This window comes from Streptomyces sp. NPDC052101 (genome assembly GCF_040680235.1).
Classification (GTDB): Bacteria; Actinomycetota; Actinomycetes; order Streptomycetales; family Streptomycetaceae; genus Streptomyces.
Genome location: NZ_JBFAWH010000012.1, coordinates 226,802 through 246,212, shown reverse-complemented (window position 1 = coordinate 246,212; position 19,411 = coordinate 226,802). Strand labels below are relative to the sequence as shown.

The 19,411-nt window shown below is 72.0% G+C and carries 18 protein-coding genes and 2 pseudogenes; 8 read left to right on the top strand and 12 right to left on the bottom strand.

The features are described from left to right. The first annotated feature begins 16 nt into the window (after positions 1–16). Positions 17–1,756 carry a lysine--tRNA ligase gene (lysS, locus tag AB0L75_RS22925; RefSeq protein WP_365183649.1) on the top strand — a complete coding sequence of 580 codons (1,740 nt, stop codon included), beginning with the start codon at positions 17–19 and terminating at the stop codon, positions 1,754–1,756. Between the two features lie 68 nt (positions 1,757–1,824). Here the strand turns inward: lysS and AB0L75_RS22920 are convergent, their stop codons facing one another. The 3 genes from AB0L75_RS22920 to AB0L75_RS22910 form a co-directional block, all read right to left on the bottom strand. Continuing rightward, a complete protein-coding gene (locus tag AB0L75_RS22920) occupies positions 1,825–3,072 on the bottom strand; it encodes a DUF2637 domain-containing protein (protein WP_365183646.1) in 1,248 nt (415 codons plus the stop codon). Positions 3,073–3,192: 120 nt separating this feature from the next. Next, the gene (locus tag AB0L75_RS22915) at positions 3,193–4,074 is read right to left on the bottom strand and encodes a DUF3558 family protein (RefSeq protein WP_365183643.1); all 882 of its coding nucleotides are present in this window, start codon (positions 4,072–4,074) and stop codon (positions 3,193–3,195) included. Between the two features lie 128 nt (positions 4,075–4,202). Next, positions 4,203–5,111 carry a DUF3558 domain-containing protein gene (locus AB0L75_RS22910; protein WP_365183640.1) on the bottom strand — a complete coding sequence of 303 codons (909 nt, stop codon included), beginning with the start codon at positions 5,109–5,111 and terminating at the stop codon, positions 4,203–4,205. A 223-nt stretch (positions 5,112–5,334) separates the two neighbouring features. On the opposite strand from AB0L75_RS22910, the gene AB0L75_RS22905 reads away from it, so the two are divergent. After that, positions 5,335–6,528 carry an RtcB family protein gene (locus tag AB0L75_RS22905; protein ID WP_365183637.1) on the top strand — a complete coding sequence of 398 codons (1,194 nt, stop codon included), beginning with the start codon at positions 5,335–5,337 and terminating at the stop codon, positions 6,526–6,528. A 13-nt stretch (positions 6,529–6,541) separates the two neighbouring features. Here the strand turns inward: AB0L75_RS22905 and AB0L75_RS22900 are convergent, their stop codons facing one another. From AB0L75_RS22900 to AB0L75_RS22890, 3 genes are read right to left on the bottom strand one after another with little or no spacing between them, the layout of a single operon-like run. Continuing rightward, positions 6,542–6,721, bottom strand: coding sequence for a hypothetical protein (locus AB0L75_RS22900; RefSeq protein WP_365183634.1), 180 nt, complete (start codon positions 6,719–6,721; stop codon positions 6,542–6,544). Then, positions 6,721–7,482, bottom strand: coding sequence for an SDR family NAD(P)-dependent oxidoreductase (locus tag AB0L75_RS22895; protein WP_365183632.1), 762 nt, complete (start codon positions 7,480–7,482; stop codon positions 6,721–6,723). Before AB0L75_RS22895 ends, AB0L75_RS22900 begins: the two co-directional genes overlap by 1 nt. A 57-nt stretch (positions 7,483–7,539) precedes the next feature. Beyond that, on the bottom strand, positions 7,540–7,878 hold the full coding sequence (locus AB0L75_RS22890; protein WP_365183630.1) for a YnfA family protein: 339 nt from the start codon (positions 7,876–7,878) through the stop codon (positions 7,540–7,542). Positions 7,879–7,968: 90 nt separating this feature from the next. Here AB0L75_RS22890 and AB0L75_RS22885 point away from each other — a divergent pair, with 90 nt between their 5' ends. After that, positions 7,969–8,454 carry a hypothetical protein gene (locus tag AB0L75_RS22885; protein ID WP_365183627.1) on the top strand — a complete coding sequence of 162 codons (486 nt, stop codon included), beginning with the start codon at positions 7,969–7,971 and terminating at the stop codon, positions 8,452–8,454. Between the two features lie 24 nt (positions 8,455–8,478). On the opposite strand, the gene AB0L75_RS22880 is transcribed toward AB0L75_RS22885, so the two are convergent. Then, positions 8,479–8,883: a helix-turn-helix domain-containing protein gene (locus AB0L75_RS22880; protein WP_365183626.1), complete on the bottom strand. Its 405-nt coding sequence runs from the start codon at positions 8,881–8,883 to the stop codon at positions 8,479–8,481. A gap of 135 nt (positions 8,884–9,018) precedes the next feature. On the opposite strand from AB0L75_RS22880, the gene AB0L75_RS22875 reads away from it, so the two are divergent. The 3 genes from AB0L75_RS22875 to AB0L75_RS22865 all read left to right on the top strand — a co-directional run bounded on the left by AB0L75_RS22875 (position 9,019) and on the right by AB0L75_RS22865 (position 12,505). Beyond that, positions 9,019–9,909, top strand: coding sequence for an NADP-dependent oxidoreductase (locus AB0L75_RS22875; RefSeq protein WP_365183624.1), 891 nt, complete (start codon positions 9,019–9,021; stop codon positions 9,907–9,909). A gap of 451 nt (positions 9,910–10,360) precedes the next feature. Further along, a complete protein-coding gene (locus AB0L75_RS22870; protein WP_365183623.1) occupies positions 10,361–11,095 on the top strand; it encodes a response regulator transcription factor in 735 nt (244 codons plus the stop codon). Next, a complete protein-coding gene (locus AB0L75_RS22865; RefSeq protein WP_365183621.1) occupies positions 11,096–12,505 on the top strand; it encodes a HAMP domain-containing sensor histidine kinase in 1,410 nt (469 codons plus the stop codon). An 87-nt stretch (positions 12,506–12,592) separates the two neighbouring features. On the opposite strand, the gene AB0L75_RS22860 is transcribed toward AB0L75_RS22865, so the two are convergent. Beyond that, positions 12,593–14,347, bottom strand: coding sequence for a phosphatidylglycerol lysyltransferase domain-containing protein (locus AB0L75_RS22860; protein ID WP_365183742.1), 1,755 nt, complete (start codon positions 14,345–14,347; stop codon positions 12,593–12,595). Between the two features lie 230 nt (positions 14,348–14,577). After that, on the bottom strand, positions 14,578–14,853 hold the full coding sequence (locus tag AB0L75_RS22855) for a hypothetical protein (RefSeq protein ID WP_365183619.1): 276 nt from the start codon (positions 14,851–14,853) through the stop codon (positions 14,578–14,580). A 90-nt stretch (positions 14,854–14,943) separates the two neighbouring features. Between AB0L75_RS22855 and AB0L75_RS22850 the strand changes: the two are divergent. Then, positions 14,944–15,534, top strand: a pseudogene (locus tag AB0L75_RS22850) (M55 family metallopeptidase). A 41-nt stretch (positions 15,535–15,575) separates the two neighbouring features. On the opposite strand, the pseudogene AB0L75_RS22845 reads toward AB0L75_RS22850, so the two are convergent. Both AB0L75_RS22845 and AB0L75_RS22840 read right to left on the bottom strand, forming a co-directional pair. Then, positions 15,576–15,771: pseudogene (locus AB0L75_RS22845) on the bottom strand (CGNR zinc finger domain-containing protein); the annotation flags it as partial. Positions 15,772–15,900: 129 nt separating this feature from the next. Then, positions 15,901–17,328, bottom strand: coding sequence for an MFS transporter (locus AB0L75_RS22840; RefSeq protein ID WP_365183617.1), 1,428 nt, complete (start codon positions 17,326–17,328; stop codon positions 15,901–15,903). 215 nt (positions 17,329–17,543) lie between these two features. Between AB0L75_RS22840 and AB0L75_RS22835 the strand changes: the two genes are divergently transcribed. Continuing rightward, positions 17,544–18,464: a helix-turn-helix transcriptional regulator gene (locus AB0L75_RS22835; RefSeq protein ID WP_365183615.1), complete on the top strand. Its 921-nt coding sequence runs from the start codon at positions 17,544–17,546 to the stop codon at positions 18,462–18,464. Here the strand turns inward: AB0L75_RS22835 and AB0L75_RS22830 are convergent. Next, positions 18,451–19,338: a LysR family transcriptional regulator gene (locus tag AB0L75_RS22830; protein WP_365183612.1), complete on the bottom strand. Its 888-nt coding sequence runs from the start codon at positions 19,336–19,338 to the stop codon at positions 18,451–18,453. The genes AB0L75_RS22835 and AB0L75_RS22830 overlap by 14 nt on opposite strands. Positions 19,339–19,411 lie beyond the last annotated feature (73 nt).

Sequence of the window (19,411 nt, the reverse complement as noted above, 5' to 3'; positions counted from 1 at the left end):
GTTCAGAAAGAAGGACGTGCCGATCGTGGCTCAGAGCACCGAGACCACCGACTGGGTCTCCCGTTTCGCGGATGAGGTCATCGAGGAGTCGGAGCGCCGGGCCCCGGGTAAACCCGTTGTCGTCGCGTCCGGCCTGTCCCCCTCGGGCCCGATCCACCTGGGCAACCTCCGCGAGGTCATGACCCCGCACCTGGTCGCCGACGAGATCCGCCGCCGTGGGTACGAGGTCCGGCACCTGATCTCCTGGGACGACTACGACCGTTACCGCAAGGTCCCGGCCGGCATCGCCGGGGTCGACGAGTCCTGGGCCGAGCACATCGGCAAGCCGCTGACCTCGGTCCCGGCGCCGAAGGGGTCGTCGTACCCGAACTGGGCCGAGCACTTCAAGGCCGCGATGACCGCCTCGCTGGCCGAGCTGGGGGTCGAGTTCGACGGCATCAGCCAGACCGCCCAGTACACCTCCGGTGTCTACCGCGAGCAGATCCTGCACGCCATCGGGCACCGCGGCGACATCGACGCGATCCTCGCCCAGTACCGCACGAAGAAGGCCCCGAAGAAGCAGCAGCAGAAGGCCGTCGACGAGGCCGAGCTGGAGGCCGAGGAGGGCTCGGGCGCCGCCTCCGAGGACGACGGCAGCTCCGGCTCCGCCGGCTACTTCCCGTACAAGCCGTACTGCGGCAACTGCGAGAAGGACCTGACCACCGTCACCTCCTACGACGACGACAGCACCGAGCTGTCGTACACGTGCACCGCGTGCGGCTTCACCGAGACCGTCCGGCTCAGCGAGTTCAACCGCGGCAAGCTGGTCTGGAAGGTCGACTGGCCGATGCGCTGGGCGTACGAGGGCGTCGTCTTCGAGCCGAGCGGCGTCGACCACTCGTCTCCCGGCTCCTCCTTCCAGGTCGGCGGGCAGATCGTCGGCATCTTCGGCGGCAAGCAGCCGATCGGGCCCATGTACGCGTTCGTGGGCATCTCCGGCATGGCGAAGATGTCCTCCTCGCGCGGCGGGGTGCCCACGCCCGCCGACGCGCTGAAGATCATGGAGCCGCAGATCCTGCGCTGGCTGTACGCCCGCCGCAGGCCGAACCAGTCCTTCAAGATCGCCTTCGACCAGGAGATCCAGCGGCTCTACGACGAGTGGGACAAGCTGGCGGGCAAGGTCGCCGACGGCTCCGCGCTGCCGGCGGACGTCGCGGCCCACACCCGCGCCGTCGGTACGGCCGCCGGTGAGCTGCCGAGGACGGCGCGTCCGCTGCCGTACCGCACGCTCGCCTCCGTCGCCGACATCACCGCCGGCCACGAGGACCAGGCGCTGCGCATCCTCTCCGAGCTGGACCCGGAGCAGCCGCTGGCGTCCCTGGACGAGGCCCGGCCGCGGTACGACAAGGCCGAGGCGTGGATCAACACCCACGTGCCGGCCGACCAGCGGACCATCGTGCGCGACGAGCCCGACGCCGAGCTGCTGAAGTCCCTCGACGAGGCGTCCCGGCAGTCGGTACGGCTGCTGCTCGACGGACTCGCCGAGCATTGGTCGCTCGACGGCCTGACCCACCTCGTGTACGGCGTGCCGAAGGTCCAGGCCGGCTTCTCGGCCGACGCCACGCCCAAGGAGCTGCCGCCGGAGATCAAGACGGCCCAGCGGACGTTCTTCGCCCTGCTGTACCACCTGCTGGTCGGGCGGGACACCGGGCCGCGGCTGCCCACGCTGCTGCTCGCGGTGGGGCAGGAGCGGGTGCGCAGGCTGCTCGGCGAGTAAGAACCCGTAGGAAACCGCGTAAGAAAAAGGGGCCCTCCGCGCGGAGGGCCCCTTCCTTACTTGTGCCGTTATGCGATGTGTTCTTCCTGGAGTTCCCGGGAGTGCCGATCGGCGAAGACCTTGACCAGGCGTTCGGCCTCACGCGCGGGCAGCGTCATGCCGAAGGTCGCCTCCACGTCCTCCCTGAGCTGCGCCCCGGTGGGATAGCTGCCGTCGATCGACTTCCGGAAGACCTGGTAGAAGTCGTCGTCGGTCGGCTCCGGCTCCGGTGTGCCGCCGCCCTCGCCGAGTTCGCGGGTGCGGTTGGGGCCCACCGGGATGGGGAAGCTGCCGGTGTCCTCGGGGGAGGGCTGCTGGAACTGCTCCGGGGGCTGCTCCTCGTACCACTCCTCGTACTGCTCCTCAGGAACGTACTGGGGCTCCGGAGGCGGCTCGTAGGAAGGGTCGTAGCCGCCGTGGTACTCGATCTGCTGCTGGGCCTGGAACCAGGGGCTCTGGTCGTCCACCGGGGGTTCCTCCGGGCGCCGCCCGCCGGGAGGCGCCGCTCGCTGCGGGGCGGGCGCCGCGCCCGCGCCGCGCCCGCCGGCGACCGCGGCGGGGTCGACGGCCGCCGCCAGCTGCGGCTGCTGCGGTGCCGGGGGCAGCAGGACCGGGTCTATGCCCGCCGCCGCCAGCCCCGCCGGGGCCGTCTCCGCCAGGGGGACGCCGTAGCGGGCCAGGCGCAGCGGCATCAGGGACTCCACCGGAGCCTTCCTGCGCCACGCCCGGCCGAAGCGGCTGCGGAGGCGGGCCTGGTAGACGAGACGTTCCTGCTCCAGCTTGATGACCTGTTCGTAGGAGCGCAGCTCCCACAGCTTCATACGGCGCCAGAGGAGAAAGGTGGGGACCGGGGAGAGCAGCCACCGGGTCAGGCGGACGCCCTCCATGTGCTTGTCGGCGGTGATGTCGGCGATCCGGCCGATCGCATGCCGGGCCGCCTCCACCGCGACCACGAACAGGATCGGGATCACCGCGTGCATACCGACACCCAACGGGTCCGGCCAGGCGGCGGCGCCGTTGAAGGCGATCGTCGCCGCCGTCAGCAGCCACGCCGTCTGACGCAGCAGCGGGAAGGGGATGCGGATCCAGGTCAGCAGCAGGTCCAGGGCCAGCAGGACGCAGATGCCCGCGTCGATGCCGACCGGGAACACATAGGAGAAGTTCCCGAAGCCCTTCTTGATGGCAAGCTCACGGACAGCCGCGTACGAGCCGGCGAAGCCGATACCGGCGATGATCAAGGCGCCGGTCACGACCACGCCTATGAGTATGCGGTGCATCCGAGTCAGCTGCGGTGGCGCGGCCACTCGTACTCCCCTCCCCTTGCCTGTTGTTGCGCGCAACAGGGTGGCACACGCGCGGGGCGGGCGTGGTACCGGTCGGGGCTTCGGACCCCTCGGTCAGCCCTGCTTCGCGGCCGACTTGGACGGAGAAGCGCTGGAAGAGGCCGACTTGGAAGGGGCCTTGGACGCCGACTGCGACGGCGAAGCCGAGGCGGCGGAACCACCGGACGAGGACGCGCCGTTGGCGGACGTCACCGCCCCGACCGCCTCCTTGATCGCCTGCTCCGCCGACTTCGTCAGATCGTCGGCGTCCGGGGTCTGCTCGCCCGCGAGACCGGCGCCGTTGAAGTCGAGCGTGACGACCACGTTCTCGACCCGCGCGACCACCGTCTGCTGCTTGAACAGACCCTCCTTCTTCTGCAGGTCGTAGCGGACGGCCGTCGCCTCCGAGCCCGTGCCGGACAGCGGGATCTCCTTGGTGTTCTTCGCGCCGTCCACCCCCTCGGCGTCCTTGACCTGCTGACCGAAGTACGTGTGGGCCTGCGCCTCACCGGAGCCGCGCGCGGTGTCCGAGTCGAAGCGGAGCAGGGAGACGTTCAGCCAGCGGAACTGCGAGCCCTTGACGCCGTTGTTGTCCAGGCTGCTCCAGGAGCAGGAGGCCCGCGACGACGGATCGTCCGAACTGCCCTTCTTGCCCGAAGTGCCCTTCGGCACCAGATCCGTCAGGGTCTTCTTCGACAGCACCGCGCACGCGTCGGGGAGCTTCTTGTACGCCGCCGCCTGCACGGTAGGGGAAGCGCTCGCCGACGTCTGGCTGCCGCCCGCGGACTGCTGCGCACTGCTGCCTGTGCCCTTGTTCTTGGAGTCGCCCGAGCCCGACGAGCAGGCGGCGGTGATCAGCACCGCCGGAACGGCTGCCGCGCAGACAAGAACACGGCTCAGGCGCTTGCCACGCGTCTTCGGCTGGGCACGGTCGACTCGCTGGGCTGCTCGCTGCATGGTTCCTTCACTCATGACACTCGGTGGTCGTGCGGGTTCCTGCGGGGGCCCACGGTACGCGGTGAGGCAGCTGCGCGGTTTCCGTTCGGCTGCTTTGCGTACGGCGGGGCGCGCGGACCCCGGCGCCGTCAACCGGCCAGCGCGTCGTCCAGTTGAGACGCCAGATCACGGGCCCTGTCCTGCATTTCCTTGCTGTCGGGGACCGTTCCGGTGGCCATCGGCTGCTCCTCGTACTCGATGGTGACGACGACATTGGACGTGCGGAACACCACAGTCACCGTCCGCTGTTCGGCCGTGGAACCGGACGAACCGAGCTGGTCGTCGATGTACGCATCGTCACCGAGATCGGACAGCACCCGCGGCTGCAGATCGGCCGCGGAGGCATCGGGAGAGGGCGACCCCGAGGGGGATCCCGAGCCCGAGGGCGACCCCGAGCCGGAGGGGGACCGCGAGCCGGAGGGGGACCGCGAGGCCGAGGGGCTGCCACCGGACGCCGGCGAGGCCGACGGCGACGACGTGCCCGTGGGAGTGGACGTGGGCGTGGACGTGGGTGTCGGCGTCCCGGACGTGGTCGAGGAGTCGCTCGGCTCGGGCAGGTCGGCCGCCGTCTCCATGTCCTCGAACAGCTTCTTCGCCTGGTCGTCGTCACTGACCGTGTTGTCGTACGACACCACGCGCTCGAAGTCGACCGAGAGGCGGTCCGTGGCGTCCGGGGACTCCACCTTCCAGCGGCAGCCGACCTTGCGGTCGGTGTCGTAGGTCAGTGCGGCGTCGCCCTGGTAGGCCTTGTCCCGCTGCGCGGGGTCGGCGAGCTGCTTGATCCCCGGCAGCATCGAGTCGAGGGTGTCGTGGCCGACCGCGCGGCAGGGTTCGGGCAGCGTGCGGTACTTGCCGGGCTGGGCGGCCGCCGTGGTCGTACCGGAGTCGCCAGGGTTGGCGTTGTCCGTCGGGCTGCCGCCGCCCGAGCCGCTCGTGCAGCCGACCAGCACCGCCGCAAGGAGGGCGGCGGTGCCGGTTACGTACGCCTTCCGCTGCACGGTCGGGCTCCTCTCGGACGTGCGCTTGCTCGGTGCTCCAGTGTCCCCGCTGGTTATTCGCTTGCCGCAGCGGGGCGCCCCCTGGAGACAATGTGTATCGCACGTGCTGCCGTGGCCGCCGGTCCCTTGTCCCTTTTCATCGACTCTGGCGCCATTTTTCCTTTCTGTTGCTTCTAAGTCTTTTGTAGAATTTTGCTGTTGTTTTCGGGGGAATGAGGAAGATATGTCGTACGTAGAGATGCCGGGCGCGAAGGTCCCGATCCGGATGTGGACGGATCCCGCGACGGTCGAGGACGTGGCCCTGCACCAGCTCCAGAACGTGGCGACCCTGCCGTGGATCAAGGGCCTGGCCGTGATGCCGGACGTGCACTACGGCAAGGGCGCGACGGTCGGCTCCGTCATCGCCATGCAGGGCGCGGTGTGCCCGGCGGCGGTCGGGGTGGACATCGGCTGCGGGATGTCGGCGGTCAGGACGTCACTGACGGTGAACGACCTCCCGGGCGACCTGTCCCGCCTGCGCTCGAAGATCGAGCAGGCGATTCCGGTGGGCCGGGGGATGCACGAGGATCCGGTCGAGCCGGGGGACTTCCACGGGCTGGCGACCGCCGGGTGGAGCGACTTCTGGGGGCGGTTCGACGGGGTCGCGGAAGCGGTCAAGTTCCGTCAGGAGCGGGCGCACAAGCAGATGGGAACGCTCGGATCCGGCAACCACTTCTGTGAAGTCTGCATAGACACGACCGGTTCCGTATGGCTCATGCTCCACTCCGGCTCCCGCAACATCGGCAAGGAACTCGCCGAGCACCACATCGGCGTGGCCCAGAAGCTCCCGCACAACCAGGGCCTGGTCGACCGCGACCTGGCGGTCTTCGTCTCGGACACCCCGCAGATGGCGGACTACCGCAACGACCTGTTCTGGGCGCAGGAGTACGCCAAGTACAACCGCACCCTGATGATGGCGCTCCTGAAGGACGTGATCCGCAAGGAGTTCAAGAAGGCCAAGCCGACCTTCGAGCCGGAGATCTCCTGCCACCACAACTACGTGGCGGAGGAGCGGTACGAGGGCATGGACCTGCTCGTCACCCGCAAGGGAGCGATCCGGGCCGGCTCCGGCGAGTACGGGATCATCCCGGGCTCCATGGGCACGGGGTCGTACATCGTGAAGGGCCTCGGCAACGAGTTGGCCTTCAACTCGGCCTCGCACGGCGCGGGTCGGCGGATGAGCCGTAACGCGGCGAAGAAGCGTTTCTCGACGAAGGACCTGGAGGAGCAGACCCGGGGCGTGGAGTGCCGCAAGGACTCCGGCGTCGTTGACGAGATCCCGGGCGCCTACAAGTCGATCGACCAGGTCATCGACCAGCAGCGGGATCTGGTCGAGGTCGTCGCGAAGCTCAAGCAGGTCGTGTGCGTGAAGGGCTGACGCCGGTGCGCCGTCAGTGACCGTGCCGTACGGCGTAGATCATGACGAACGCCACGATGTGGATGCCGAACAGGAAGTAGCCCAGGAAGTACCAGACCTTGCGTTCGTCCTTGGCCTCCTGGGCCAGGCGGCGCTTCTCCAGGGAGTCGGCGGCGGAGTCGGCGGCGTCGGGGGACTCGGGGGCCTCGGACATCACGACTCCCTGTGGACCTTGGTGTTGGAGGCCTGGGCGCGGGGGCGCAGGACCAGCAGGTCGACGTTGACGTGGCTGGGGCGGGTGACCGCCCAGGTGATCGTCTCCGCCACGTCGTCCGCCGTGAGGGGCTCGGCCACGCCCTCGTAGACCTTGGCGGCCTTCGCCTCGTCCCCGCCGAAGCGGGTCAGGGCGAACTCGTCGGTCTTGACCATGCCGGGCGCGATCTCGATGACGCGGACCGGCTGGCCGACGATCTCCAGGCGGAGGGTCTCGGCGAGGACGTGCGCGCCGTGCTTGGCGGCCACATAGCCACCGCCGCCCTCGTACGTGCCGTGGCCGGCGGTGGAGGAGACGACGACGATCACGCCGTCGCCGCTCGCCACCAGCTTCGGCAGCAGGGCCTGGGTGAGGTTCAGGCTGCCGATGACGTTCGTCTCGTACATCGTGCGCCAGTCGGCCGGGTCGGCGGTGGCCACCGGGTCCGCGCCGAGGGCGCCGCCCGCGTTGTTGACCAGGACGCCGATCGTCTGGAAGGCGGTGGCGAACTCGTCCACCGCCGCGCGGTCGGTCACGTCCAGCGGGTACGCCAGCGCCGAGTGGCCCAGCTTGGTCAGCTGCTCCGCCAGCTCCTCGATACGGTCCTTGCGGCGGGCGGTGAGGACGACGCGATAGCCGGCCTCCGCGAGCTGCCGGGCCGTGGCGGCGCCGATGCCGCTGCTCGCCCCGGTGACGATGGCGATGCGGGAGGCGGGGGCCATGGGCAGCTCCTGTGATCCGAGGGTGTGCTGGCGGTGGCCTCCCAGCTTAAGTGAGGCTCAGCCGCCGTTTCTCGGGGCCCACATGATCACGGCCATCCCGGCGAGACAGATCAGCGCCCCGGTGATGTCCCAGCGGTCCGGGCGGTAGCCGTCGGCGACCGCGCCCCACAGCAGCGAGCCGGCCACGAAGATCCCGCCGTACGCGGCCAGGATGCGGCCGAAGTGGGCGTCCGGCTGGAAGGTGGCGACGAACCCGTACGCGCCGAGGGCCAGCACGCCGCCGGTCATCCACAGCCAGCCCCGGTGCTCGCGCACGCCCTGCCAGATCAGCCAGGCGCCGCCGATCTCGAAGAGGGCGGCGACGACGAACAGGGCGGCGGAGCGGAGGATCGACATACAGGGCAGCGTGTCACCTGTTGGACGGCGCCTGTGCGGCGGCCCTGGTGGCATACATCCGTACGGCAGCGGGATCGCGAGCGTGGAGTGGTGAGCGGCGTGCGGATGTGGACATGGGTGGTGACGGGGGCCTGTGCCGTCGGGGCGGTGGTGCCGGGGGCCGCCGTGGCCGATCCGGCTCCGGTTCCCGCGCCCGAGGCCGACCTGGCCTTTCACGGGGTCGCGGCGATGAGCGGGGACCGGGTGGAGGTGCGGCTGACCCCGCGCAACAAGGGGCCCGCCGCGGTGACCGGCGCGACCGTGCGGCTGCGCTGGTCGGTGGCGCTGGCCGAGACGCAGCAGCTGCCCGCGCGGTGCGTCCGCGAGGACGAGCGGACGGTGGTGTGCGCGACGGGCGCGCTGGCGGTGAACGGGGCGGGCGAGCCGCTGGATGTGCTGGTACGGCTGCACGAGAGGCCCTCGGAGGTCACGCTGGAGACCGACACGGCGTGGGGCGGCGGCACGGTGGACAAGTACCGGTCGAACGACCGGCTGAAGGTGCTCGTGCTGAACACGGGGGACGTGTACGCGTTCTGAGGCCGGGTGCGTTACGCCGGGTCGTTACGCCGGGTTCTCGGTGTCATAGCGCTCGCGGGCCGCGCGTACCTCCTCGAAGTGGGTCTCCGCCCAGGTCTTCACGGCGGTCAGCAGGCCGGCGAGGCTGGCGCCCAGCGGGGTGAGTTCGTAGTCGACGCGGACCGGGACGGACGGGGTGACCGTGCGGCTGACGATGCCGTCCCGCTCCAGGGCGCGCAGGGTCTGGGTGAGCATCTTGGGGCTGACGCCCGCGATCCTGCGGCCGATGTCGCTGTAGCGCTGCGGGCCGACGGCCAGGGCGGCGACGACGAGGCCGACCCACTTGTCGCTGAGCCGGCCGAGGAGCTGGTTGGTGGGGCACTCGCGCAGGAAGGCGTCGTAGTCGACGCGTGCCTGTTCGCGGCGCTGGGCTGCGGTCGTGGTCGCCATGGGCTCACCTCTGGGTCAGCTACGCACTCTCAGGTAACTACTTTCCGATGGATAGTAGCTCTCCTACGGTTGGCGGCGCGGGTCGAAGAGATGCCGCGAAACCCATCAAACACCTTTCTTCTAGGGGGAATTGACATGCGTGCTGCTGTGGTGAGGTCGTTCGGCGGTCCGGAGAGCGTGGAGATCGCGGATGTGCCGGTGCCGGAGCCGGGGGCGCGGCAGGTGCGGATCAAGGTGGCGGCGGGTGCGCTGAACCCGGTGGACGCGGCCGTGCGCGCCGGCTTCTTCGGCGGGGCCGGCAAGACACTGGGCCTCGGCTGGGACGTGGCCGGCACGGTGGACGCGGTGGGCGCGCCGGCCGCCTGGCGGATCGGTGAGCCGGTGGTGGCGCTGGTGCCGGGCGTGGCCGAACCGCTGGGTGCGCACGCCGAGTACGTCGTCGTGGACGCGGACGCGGTGGCCGCGGCGCCCGCCTCGGTGGACGCGGTGCACGCGGGCACCCTGCCGCTGAACGGGCTGACCGCGCTGCAGGCCCTGGACCTGCTGGACCTGGCGCCGGGCGCCTCGCTGCTGGTGACCGGCGCGGCGGGGGCGGTCGGCGGCTTCGCGGTGCAGCTGGCGGCACACCGGGGGATCGAGGTCGTCGGGCACGCCCGTGCCGGTGACGAGGAGCTGGTGCGCTCCCTGGGCGCCGCGCGCTTCACGGCCGACGGGATCGAGCGGGGCGGGGTGGACGCGGTGCTGGACGCCGCCGTGCTCGGGGCGCCCGCGCTGGAGTGGGTGCGGGACGGCGGCGCGTTCGTCGCGGTCCGTGACGGGGTACTGCCCGAGGCGGAGCGCGGGGTCCGCATGGAGAACGTCTGGGTCCGCCCCGACGGAACACAGCTCGCGGAACTGGTCCGCCTGGTGGACAAGGACGCGCTGACCCTGCGAGTGGCCCAGACGTACCCCCTGGAGGACTCGGCCAAGGCACACGCACGCCTGGCCGAGGGCGGAGCACGGGGGCGGCTGGTGCTTGTTCCGTGACGGGGGGACGGCACGGGCTGGGGGCGCCCGGGGCGGCTGGCTGGGGCCCGGGTTCCTGGCTTGTGTGGTCCGGGGACGCCGGGCTGACGTGTGCGGGGTCGCCGGGCCGGCGGTGGCCGCTGCCGCGTGTCTGGCGGGGATTGGGTGGTCGGCTGAGGGGGCCGAGACGGTTGGCTGGGGCCCGGATTCCTGGCGTGTGTGGTCTGGGGGTGCCGGGCTGGCGCGTGCGGGGTCGTCTCGTCGGCGGTGGCCGCTGCCGCCTGTCTGGCGGGGGCCGGTGTCGCGTGGCTGGCGGGGTCCAGCCTCGGCGGCGGGGGGCGCTGGGGCAAGGTGAGAGGACGGTAGGCGGCGGCTTCCGGTTGCCCTTGTGACGGTGAGAGGCCGGTAAAAAGGGTGATCGTAGGTCCGCTCGTCCCGACCGAACCGCCGGAGGCCTTGGCAAACTGGGGGTGTGCCCCAGACTGTGCTGCTCGCTGAAGACGACCGTGCCATCCGTCATGCCCTGGAGCGTGCCCTGACGCTGGAAGGGTATGAGGTGACGGCGGTCGCCGACGGCGTGGAAGCGCTGGCGCAGGCCCACAAGACGCCGCCGGACATCCTCCTGCTCGACGTGATGATGCCGGGCATCGACGGGCTGCAGGTCTGCCGGGTGCTGCGCGCCGAGGGCGACCGTACGCCGATCCTGATGCTCACCGCGCTGGTGGAGACCGCCGACCGGATCGCGGGCCTCGACGCCGGAGCCGACGACTACGTGGTCAAGCCGTTCGACGTGGAAGAGGTCTTCGCCCGGCTGCGGGCCCTGCTGCGCCGTACCAGCCCGGTGCCCGCCGGCGGGGGCGCCGGGGGCGGTGCCGAGACGGGCGGCCGGGACGTCCAGATCTCCGACCGGCAGGTCGAGGCGGCCGGCATCCGCATGGACCTCCAGGCCCGCCGGGCCTGGCGCGGCAAGCGCGAGCTGGAGCTGACCCGCACCGAGTTCGAGCTGCTGGAACTGCTGGTGCGCAACGCGGGCATCGTCCTCGACCACTCCACGATCTACGACCGGATCTGGGGCTACGACTTCGGGCCCGGCTCGAAGAACCTCGCCGTGTACGTCGGCTACCTGCGCCGCAAGCTCGACGAGCCCGGCGCACCGCAGCTGATCCACACCGTGCGGGGCGTGGGTTACGTGCTCCGGGAGGACTAGGTGGGCCGCCTGCGGCGGCTGCTGGCCCGGCGCCGACCCAAGCTGGTCTCCCTGCGCACCACCTTCGCCGTCTCCTTCGCCGCCGTCACCGCCGCCGTCACGATCCTCGTCGGCATCCTGTCGTACGGCAGCGCGGCGCGGCTTGTCCGCGTCGACCAGCAGTCGGTGTTCTCGCAGGTCGTGCAGGACGTGCGGGACGAGGTACGGCAGCACGAGATGGTCCCCGAGGACTTCTCCTCCTCCCGCCCCGGGCACGACCTGGTCCGGCCCGCCCGCACCGATGTGCAGGTCCTCGGCGCACAGGGCCAGATCGTGGACCACGGCAACCCCGTCCTGCCCGTCACCTCCCGTGACAAGGCGATGGCGCTCGCGACGACGGCCGGGAAGGTCGTCGAGCACAAGGACGTACGGGTGGACGAGGACCTGTTCCGTATCGCCACCGTCTCGCTCGGCGACGGGCGGGGCGCGGTCCAGGTCGCGCAGGAGTTCAGCGACACCGAGGACCTGCTGCGCACGCTGCAGCAGCGCACGCTGATCCTGATGGCGGCGGTCGTGGTGGCCGCCGGCCTCTTCGGGTGGTGGCTGGCCCGGCGGATCACCCGGCGCCTGGTGATCCTCACCTCCGCGGCCGAGGACGTGGCCCGCACCCGCCGGCTGGGCATCGAGGTGCCGGTGGCCGGGCTGGACGAGGTGGGGCGCCTAGGCCGCGCCTTCGACCGGATGCTGGGCAGGCTCGCGCAGTCCGAGGAGGACCAGCGGCGCCTGGTCCAGGACGCGGGGCACGAACTGCGTACGCCGCTCACGTCCCTGCGGACGAACATCTCGCTGCTGCGGCGCATCGACGAGCTGCCCCCCGCCACCCGGGAGGAACTGGTCGCCGACCTCGGCCAGGAGGCGCGGGAACTGACCGACCTGGTCAACGAGCTGGTCGACCTCGCCGCCGGGCAGTCGGACACCGAGCCGGCCCAGCGGGTGGACCTCGCCGACATCGCCGAGGAGGTCGTGGGGCTCGCCAAGCGGCGCACCGGACGCGAGATCGTGCTGCGGGCGAGCGGGGACACGACGACCGACGGGCGGCCCGGGATGCTGCAGCGGGCCATGTCCAACCTGGTGGAGAACGCGGCCAAGTTCGACCGGGCCGGGAAGGCGCCGATCGAGATCAACATCACCGGGCCGGCCCGCACGGGGACCGTGCGGGTGGAGGTGCTGGACCGGGGGCCCGGTATCGCCGAGGGCGACCTCATCCGGATCTTCGACCGCTTCTACCGGGCCGCGGACGCCAGGTCCCTGCCGGGATCGGGGCTGGGCCTGTCCATCGTGCGGGAGGTCGCCATGGCGCACGGCGGAGCGCCGTTCGCCTTCCGGCGGGAGGGCGGCGGAGCGGTCATCGGTTTCACCGTGGGCGGCTGAGCGCCGCGGGCGCCGGCTTCTCCTCCGGTTCCCGCGGTCGCCCTACGGCTGTGGTCGCCCAGCTCCACGTCTGGCGGACGCCCAGCTCTACGGCTGGGGGTCGCTCATCCCGGGCAGGGTCAGGAACCCTTCCGCGCGGGCGCTCGCCAGGCCGATGCGGGGGATGTCGCTGGACTTGGCGAAGAGCAGGAAGCGGGGTTCCCACACCGGGCGGTACTTGGCGTTGGCCCGGTACAGGGACTCGATCTGCCACCAGCGGGAGAAGAAGGTGAGGGTGGAGCGCCACAGGCGCAGGACGGGGCCCGCGCCGAGGCGGGCGCCGCGTTCGAAGACCGAGCGGAACATCGCGAAGTTCAACGACACCCGCTTGATGCCCAACTCCTTCGCCTGGAGCAGGAGTTCCACCACCATGTACTCCATCAGGCCGTTCTCGCTGTCGCGGTCGCGGCGCATCAGGTCCAGCGACAGCCCGTGCTCGCCCCAGGGGACGAAGCTGAGCAGGGCGCGCGGTTCGTCGTTCGCGTCGCGGCACTCCAGCATCACGCACCGGCCGTCCCCCTGGTCGCCGAGGCGGCCGAGGGCCATGGAGAAGCCGCGTTCGGTGGCGCCGTCGCGCCAGTCGTCGGCGCGCTTGACGAGCAGGGCCATCTCGTCCGCGGGGATGTCCTCGTGGCGGCGGACGCGGACGGTGTAGCCGGCCCGCTTGACCCGGTTGTGGGCCTGGCGGACCACGCGCATGGCGCGGCCTTCGAGGGTGAAGTCGGCGATGTCGACGATCGCCTCGTCGCCGAGTTCGAGGGCGTCCAGGCCGTGCCGGGCGTAGATCGTGCCGGCCTCCTCGCTCGCGCCCATGACGGCCGGGGTCCAGGCGTGCCGACGGGCCTCGGCGAGCCAGGCCTCGATGGCGCCGGGCCAGGCCTCGGGGTCGCCGATCGGGTCGCCGGAGGCGAGGGAGACCGCGCCGACGACGCGGTAGGTGACGGCCGCCTTGCCGGTGGGGGAGAAGATCGCGGCCTTGTCGCGGCGCAGCGCGAAGTAGCCGAGGGAGTCGCGGGAGCCGTGCTTGGCGAGCAGCCCGCGCAGCTTCTCCTCGTCGTCGGCGGTGAGCAGCTGGCGGCCGCGCGGCGAGCGGAAGCAGGCGTACAGGACCAGGCAGAAGGCCGCGGCGAGCAGGATGTTGAGGATGATGTCGACCCAGCGGGGCGCGTGCACGGAGTCGACCCGGTCGGCCAGCGGGCCGACGCTGATGCCGCGCAGCAGGCTGTAGGCCAGCTCTTCCGGAAGGGACGCGCCCGGCAGCTTGTTGGTGGCGTGCACGAGGAGCGTGCCGATACCGCCGGTCAGTACGACACCACCGGTGCCGACGACCAGCGCCAGCTTGGGGTTGGACGGGTCGCCGACGGCGTTGAACTCCCGGCGGCCGATCAGCAGCGCGGCCACGAAGAGGCCGGTGAGGGCGGTGGAGACCCAGTTGAAGGCGTGGTCGCGGAACGGGTGCTGGCTGAGGGCGAGGACGTAGAGCACGAACAGCGGGCCGGCCAGCAGCAGGTTGACCACCCACGCGGCCCGCTTCCCGCGCCGCATCACCAGCGCCAGGAAGATCGCCGCCGCGGCCGAGACCAGGCCGGCGGTGGCCAGGTACGGCGTGAAGAACTGGCCGGAGTGGTGCGTGTGCGCGTGTACGTGGCGTGCGGTGAAGAGCTTGCCGTCGTTGTGTTCCTCCACCTCTTTGCGGAACGGCAACGACATCACCGCGATGATGTTGAAGACGGCGATCAGCCGCAGGTACCACACGGTGGCCGAGGCCGCCGCCGCGCGCAGCCGGGGGCTGGGCGCGGGCATCCGGAACTCGCGGTGGGGACCGCGCTGGCCGGGGACCTTCGCGGGGGTCAGGGTCGACTGCTGAGCGCACATGGTGACTGGTCACCTTGGATGGAGAGGGATGGGGCAGACGATCACCCTACAGTTTGTAGGGCAGTACGTCCGTGCATCCGGAGCGTACCGGCATCCGCTCTTACCCACCCCCTCCTCGCGGAGGGACTCTTACCCAGCCCCTCCCCGGGGCGTGCCTCTTACCCGGCCCTTCCCCCGCCGCGCCGGGCCGCCATCAGATGCCAGGCCAGGTTGCCCACCGCCGCACCGGCCGCGACCGCGGCGACGATCACCCCGCCGGTGGCGAGGCCGTCACTGAACAGGTGCGGGCGGCGGTCGAGGCTGTGCAGACCGAAACCGCACAGTTCGTACACGCCTACGGCGGCGACGAGGAGGCTGACGGCCAGGAGGGTCAGTGTCGGCGCCAGACTACGCGCACACACCTCCCCGCCGGCCTCCGATTCCGTGTCCTGCATGGGTCCCCCGGTGAGCAGACGAATGAACAGCCCTGCGGCCGTTGGCGGTTGGGAAACTACAATACGTAGGGTCGGGATGGGGTCGACGCCGTGCGTATCTGCCTCAGCGTGGACATGGAAGGCGTCACCGGGCTCGTGGACGCCGACGACGTCCAGCCGGGTGGCCGGACTACGAGCGCGGCCGTTCCATGATGGCCGAAGATGTCAATGCCGCCGTGCGGGGCGCGCTGGCCGCCTCGCCGGGGGGGCACGACGCCGCGCAGTGTGTCGACTACCACTCCCGGGCCGGCGCCCCGGGTGTGTTCAGTCACAGTTTTATGGGCCATGAGATCGAGGACATGGGGCTGGAGGGACGGACGGGCGGACGGGCGGGACGGCCGGTCCGTGAGATCGGCCTCGCCCATGCCACGGCGGCGGTGCTCGGGGTGCCGTGGTGGCCCTCACCGGTGACGACGTGGCGTGTGCGGAGATGACGGCGTGGGGCCCGTCCGTCGTCACGGTCCCCTCCGGCGCCGCCGGCAGTCCGCGTCCGTCGCCGCCACGCTCCTCGGCATCCCGGGCGTGACGGCCGACGACAGCCGTACGATCCGCGCGACCGGCCGGCCGCCCGCCCTCTACCGGCAGCTCGGGGCGTGGATGCGAGCGGCCGCCTCGCTCGGCCACCAGGCGCCGTACTGCTAGCGCCCCGACCAGTCGCCTCCGGCGTACGACCACGGGGGTGCTCAGTCCTCCTCGGCCCGGCCCGTGCGGCGGGCGTAGGCGGGCCGCACGGGCGCGGTCACCGCAGCGGGCGGAGCACCAGTGGTGGCGGCCGTGGCGCAGCAGGTACCGGCTGCAGGGAGCGGAGCCGCAGGCGGTGAGGCGGTCGGCGTCGGGGCCGGTGAGCAGGTCGGCGGCGAGCGCGGCGAGGGCGTGCTCGGCGGCCGGGGAGCAGCGGCCGCGGCCCGGCTGCTCGCCGCCCGCCGGGTGATCCCGGCCCACCGCGGCAGCTGGGCCCGCTTCACCGAAACCGCGGGTGCGGCGAGCCGCGACGCACCCGCGGCCGGACTACTGCCGCACCTTCCGAGACGGCCGCCGCCCGAGGAACAGCGCACTGGCAAGCGTGCCGAGGAGTACCAGCCCCGCGTTCACCCCGATCGCCGTCTTCAGTCCGGCAAGGACCCCCGCGCCGGCACCGCTCATCGCGGCCGTGGCGACCGCGCTCATCACCGGCGTACCCAGGGTGATCCCGACCTGCTGGGTCATCGTGGCCAACCCGGTGGCAAGCCCCTGCTCGCGGTCGGCCAGACCCGACGTGGCCGTGACCATGAAGCCGACGATCACCAGCATGTTGCCCACACCCCCGGCGAAGGTGGCGGTGAGCAGCAGCCACAGCGAGGAGCGGCCGGTGCCGAGACCGAGCAGGGCCGCCGTGAACACGGTCTGGACGAGGCCACCGGCGACCAGCGCGGGTGTCGCGCCGGCCCGGCCGATGACCCGGGGCGCGAGCGCACCGCCGACGACCGTGCCGACGCCCAGCACCCCGAACGACAGCCCGGCGGCCAGCGGGGAGAAGCCCAGCACCTTCTGGAGGTAGAGGGTCAGCAGGAACACCAGGGACGTCTCGGTGACGAACGCGATCAGACCGGCGGCATTGCCCCAGGCCACCGTCCGCCTGCCGAGCACGCCGAGCGGCACCAGCGGCGCGGGCACCCGCCGCTCGACGGCCCCGAACGCGATCAGCAGCAGCGCCCCGGCGGCCAGCGGCAGCAGGGCCGCGGGCGAACCCCAGCCGTGCTCGCCGGCCTGGGTGAGGCCGAGGACGACGGCGAGCAGGCCGAGCGTGACGGTGACGGCACCGGGCACGTCCAGCTTCGGCCGCTTTGCGGGCCGGGACTCGGCGATGACGGAGGGCGCGACGAGCAGGACGGCGACGGCGACCGGGACGTTGATGAAGAACGACCACCGCCACGACAGCAGGTCCGTCAGCAGACCGCCCAGGATCGCGCCGGTGGTGAAACCGGCCGACATCAGCGCCCCGTTGAGGCCGAGCGCCTTCTCCCTGAGCGGACCCTCCGGGAAGGAGGTCGTCAGCAGCGACAGGCCCGCGGGGGTCACGGCGGCGGTGGCCAGGCCCTGGAACACGCGGGCCGCGATCAGCACCTCCGGGCTCTGCGCCAGCCCGCCCGCCAGCGAGGCCGCGCCGAGCACCACGAGCCCGCCGAGGAACAGCCGGCGACGGCCGTACAGATCGGCGACCCGCCCGAACAGCAGCGTGAACCCGGCCGCGCACAGCGCGAACGCGGTGCCGATCCACTGCAGATGCGCCAGCGGGAAGCCGAGTCCCGCGCCGATCACCGGCAGCGCCACGTTCAGGATCGAGAAGTCCACGGCCAGCATGAACTGGGCCGCGAGCAGCACCACCAGCACCAGACGGAGGCGCGGTGTGAGAACGGCGGGGGCGGTGCCCGCCCGTTGCTCGGCGATGGTGGACATGACGGTGGTTTCCTTCCTCGCGGGTTCCCTCACAGGGGCTGCGGAGAAAGAGGCTCGTCCCGTCCCGCCGGCCCAGCCAGAACCGCCCGCCGACCGGCCCGCGCGTGGGTGGTCACCGCATGACCACCCTCATGGCTCCCGCCCGCGCGGCCCGCCGGGCATGATGGGCGACGGCCGCCCCGCGGCCGGGAACACCCGACATCCGGGAGGCATCGATGGACGCCCCGTCCGAGCTGGGGGAATTCCTCAAGTCCCGCCGCGCCGCACTGCGGCCCGAGGACGTCGGGCTCGCGACCCCGCCGACCCGCCGCCGCGTCGCCGGCCTGCGCCGCGAGGAGCTGGCCCTGCTCGCCGGCGTCAGCATCACCCACTACACCCGCCTCGAACAGGGCCGCGCGGCCGGTGTCTCGGACTCCGTGCTGGAGGCGATCGCCCGCACCCTGTGGCTCACCGAGGACGAGACGGCCCACCTGAAGGACCTGGCCCGCCCCGCCCGCGCCCGCCGTCCCGCCGCGCCCCGTGTGCAGCAGGCGACCCCGTCGGCCCGTCAGCTGCTCGCGGCCATGACCGACGTACCCGCGCTCATCCTCGACCGGCGCGGCGCCGTCCTCGCCTGGAACCGGCTCGGGCACGCGCTGCTCGCCCCCCATCTGCCCTGGGAGGCCCCGGACACGCCGGGGGAGCGCCCCAACCTGATCCGGATGCTGTTCCTGGACGAGCGGTACCGGGACCTGTACGCCGACCGGAAGGAGGAGGCCCTGCTCGCGGTCGCCTCCCTGCGCCTGGTCGCAGGCCGCCACTCCGGCGACCGCGCCCTCGCCGAACTGATCGGCCAACTGTCCATCCAGAGCGCCGAGTTCACCGCGCTCTGGGCCCGGCACCCGGTCCGCACCTGCACCTCGGGGGCCAAGTCCCTGCGCCATCCGGCGGTCGGCGCCCTGGAGCTGAGCTTCGAGAACCTCGACCTGCCCGGATCCTCGGGCCAGCGCCTCATCGCCTATACGGCCGAGCCCGGTTCCCCGTCCGACGCGGCCCTGCGCCTGCTGGCCGGCACGGCGACCCCGCGCCCCGCGACGCACCCCGCGGCCGTACGGCCGGCCGCAGAGGGGGCCGCCCAGCCGGTCAGGGCGCTCTGACCCCGAGGACGTCGAGCATCGCCCGGGTGGCCGGGCTGGGGTTGAAACGGCTCCACGCCAGATACTCCAGACGGCGCGGCCCGTCGACCACCGGGACCAGGGCCAGCCGGGGATCGTCCTCGGCGAGCGGCCGGATGAACGCCGAGGGCAGCAGCGCGACGCCGAGCCCGCGCGCGACCAGCCGGGTGATCAGCTCCACGACCCCCGCCTCGTAGGCGACGTCACGCGCCAGGCCCGCGGCGGCGAACGCCAGGTCGGACTGGGCGCGGGCGGGCGTCCCGGCCACGAAGTCCACGAACGTCTCCCCGGCGATCCCCGCCAGCGTGACCCGGGTGGCGCCCGCCAGCCGGTGCCCGGCCGGCACCACCAGGACATGCCGGTCGTGATCGAGGACGACGGTCTCCAGACCGGCCGGCCGCTCGCCCTCCGGCAGGCCGAGAAAGGCGATGTCCAGCTCCCCGGCGCGGATCGCCGCCGCCAGCTCGTCGCTGCGCCCGGACCGCAGGACCACGCGCACGCCGGGGTGCTGGGCGCGGTACCGCTGCAGCAGCTCGGGCACGTCGACGGCGGCCGTGGTCACGATCACGCCGACGGCGAGCCGCCCGCGCACCACGCCGGTCGCGGCGGCGGCGTCGGCCGCCGCGCGGTCGGCGGCGGCCAGGCACTCGCGCGCGCCGACGAGGAACGCCGCGCCGGCACCGGTCAGCTCGACCCGGCGGCTGGACCGGGCGAACAGCCGCACCCCCAACTCCCGCTCCAGCGCGGCGATCCGGTGGCTCAGCGCGGACTGCACCACCTGACACCGTTCCGCGGCCCGGGTGAAGTTGAGGGTGTCGGCGACGGCGACGACGTAACGCAGCTGCTGAAGGTCCACGGATCAATCGTTCTCCTTCATGGCTGCCATGACAACCATGCTTTGGAAACATGGATGCCCGCGCCCGAGACTT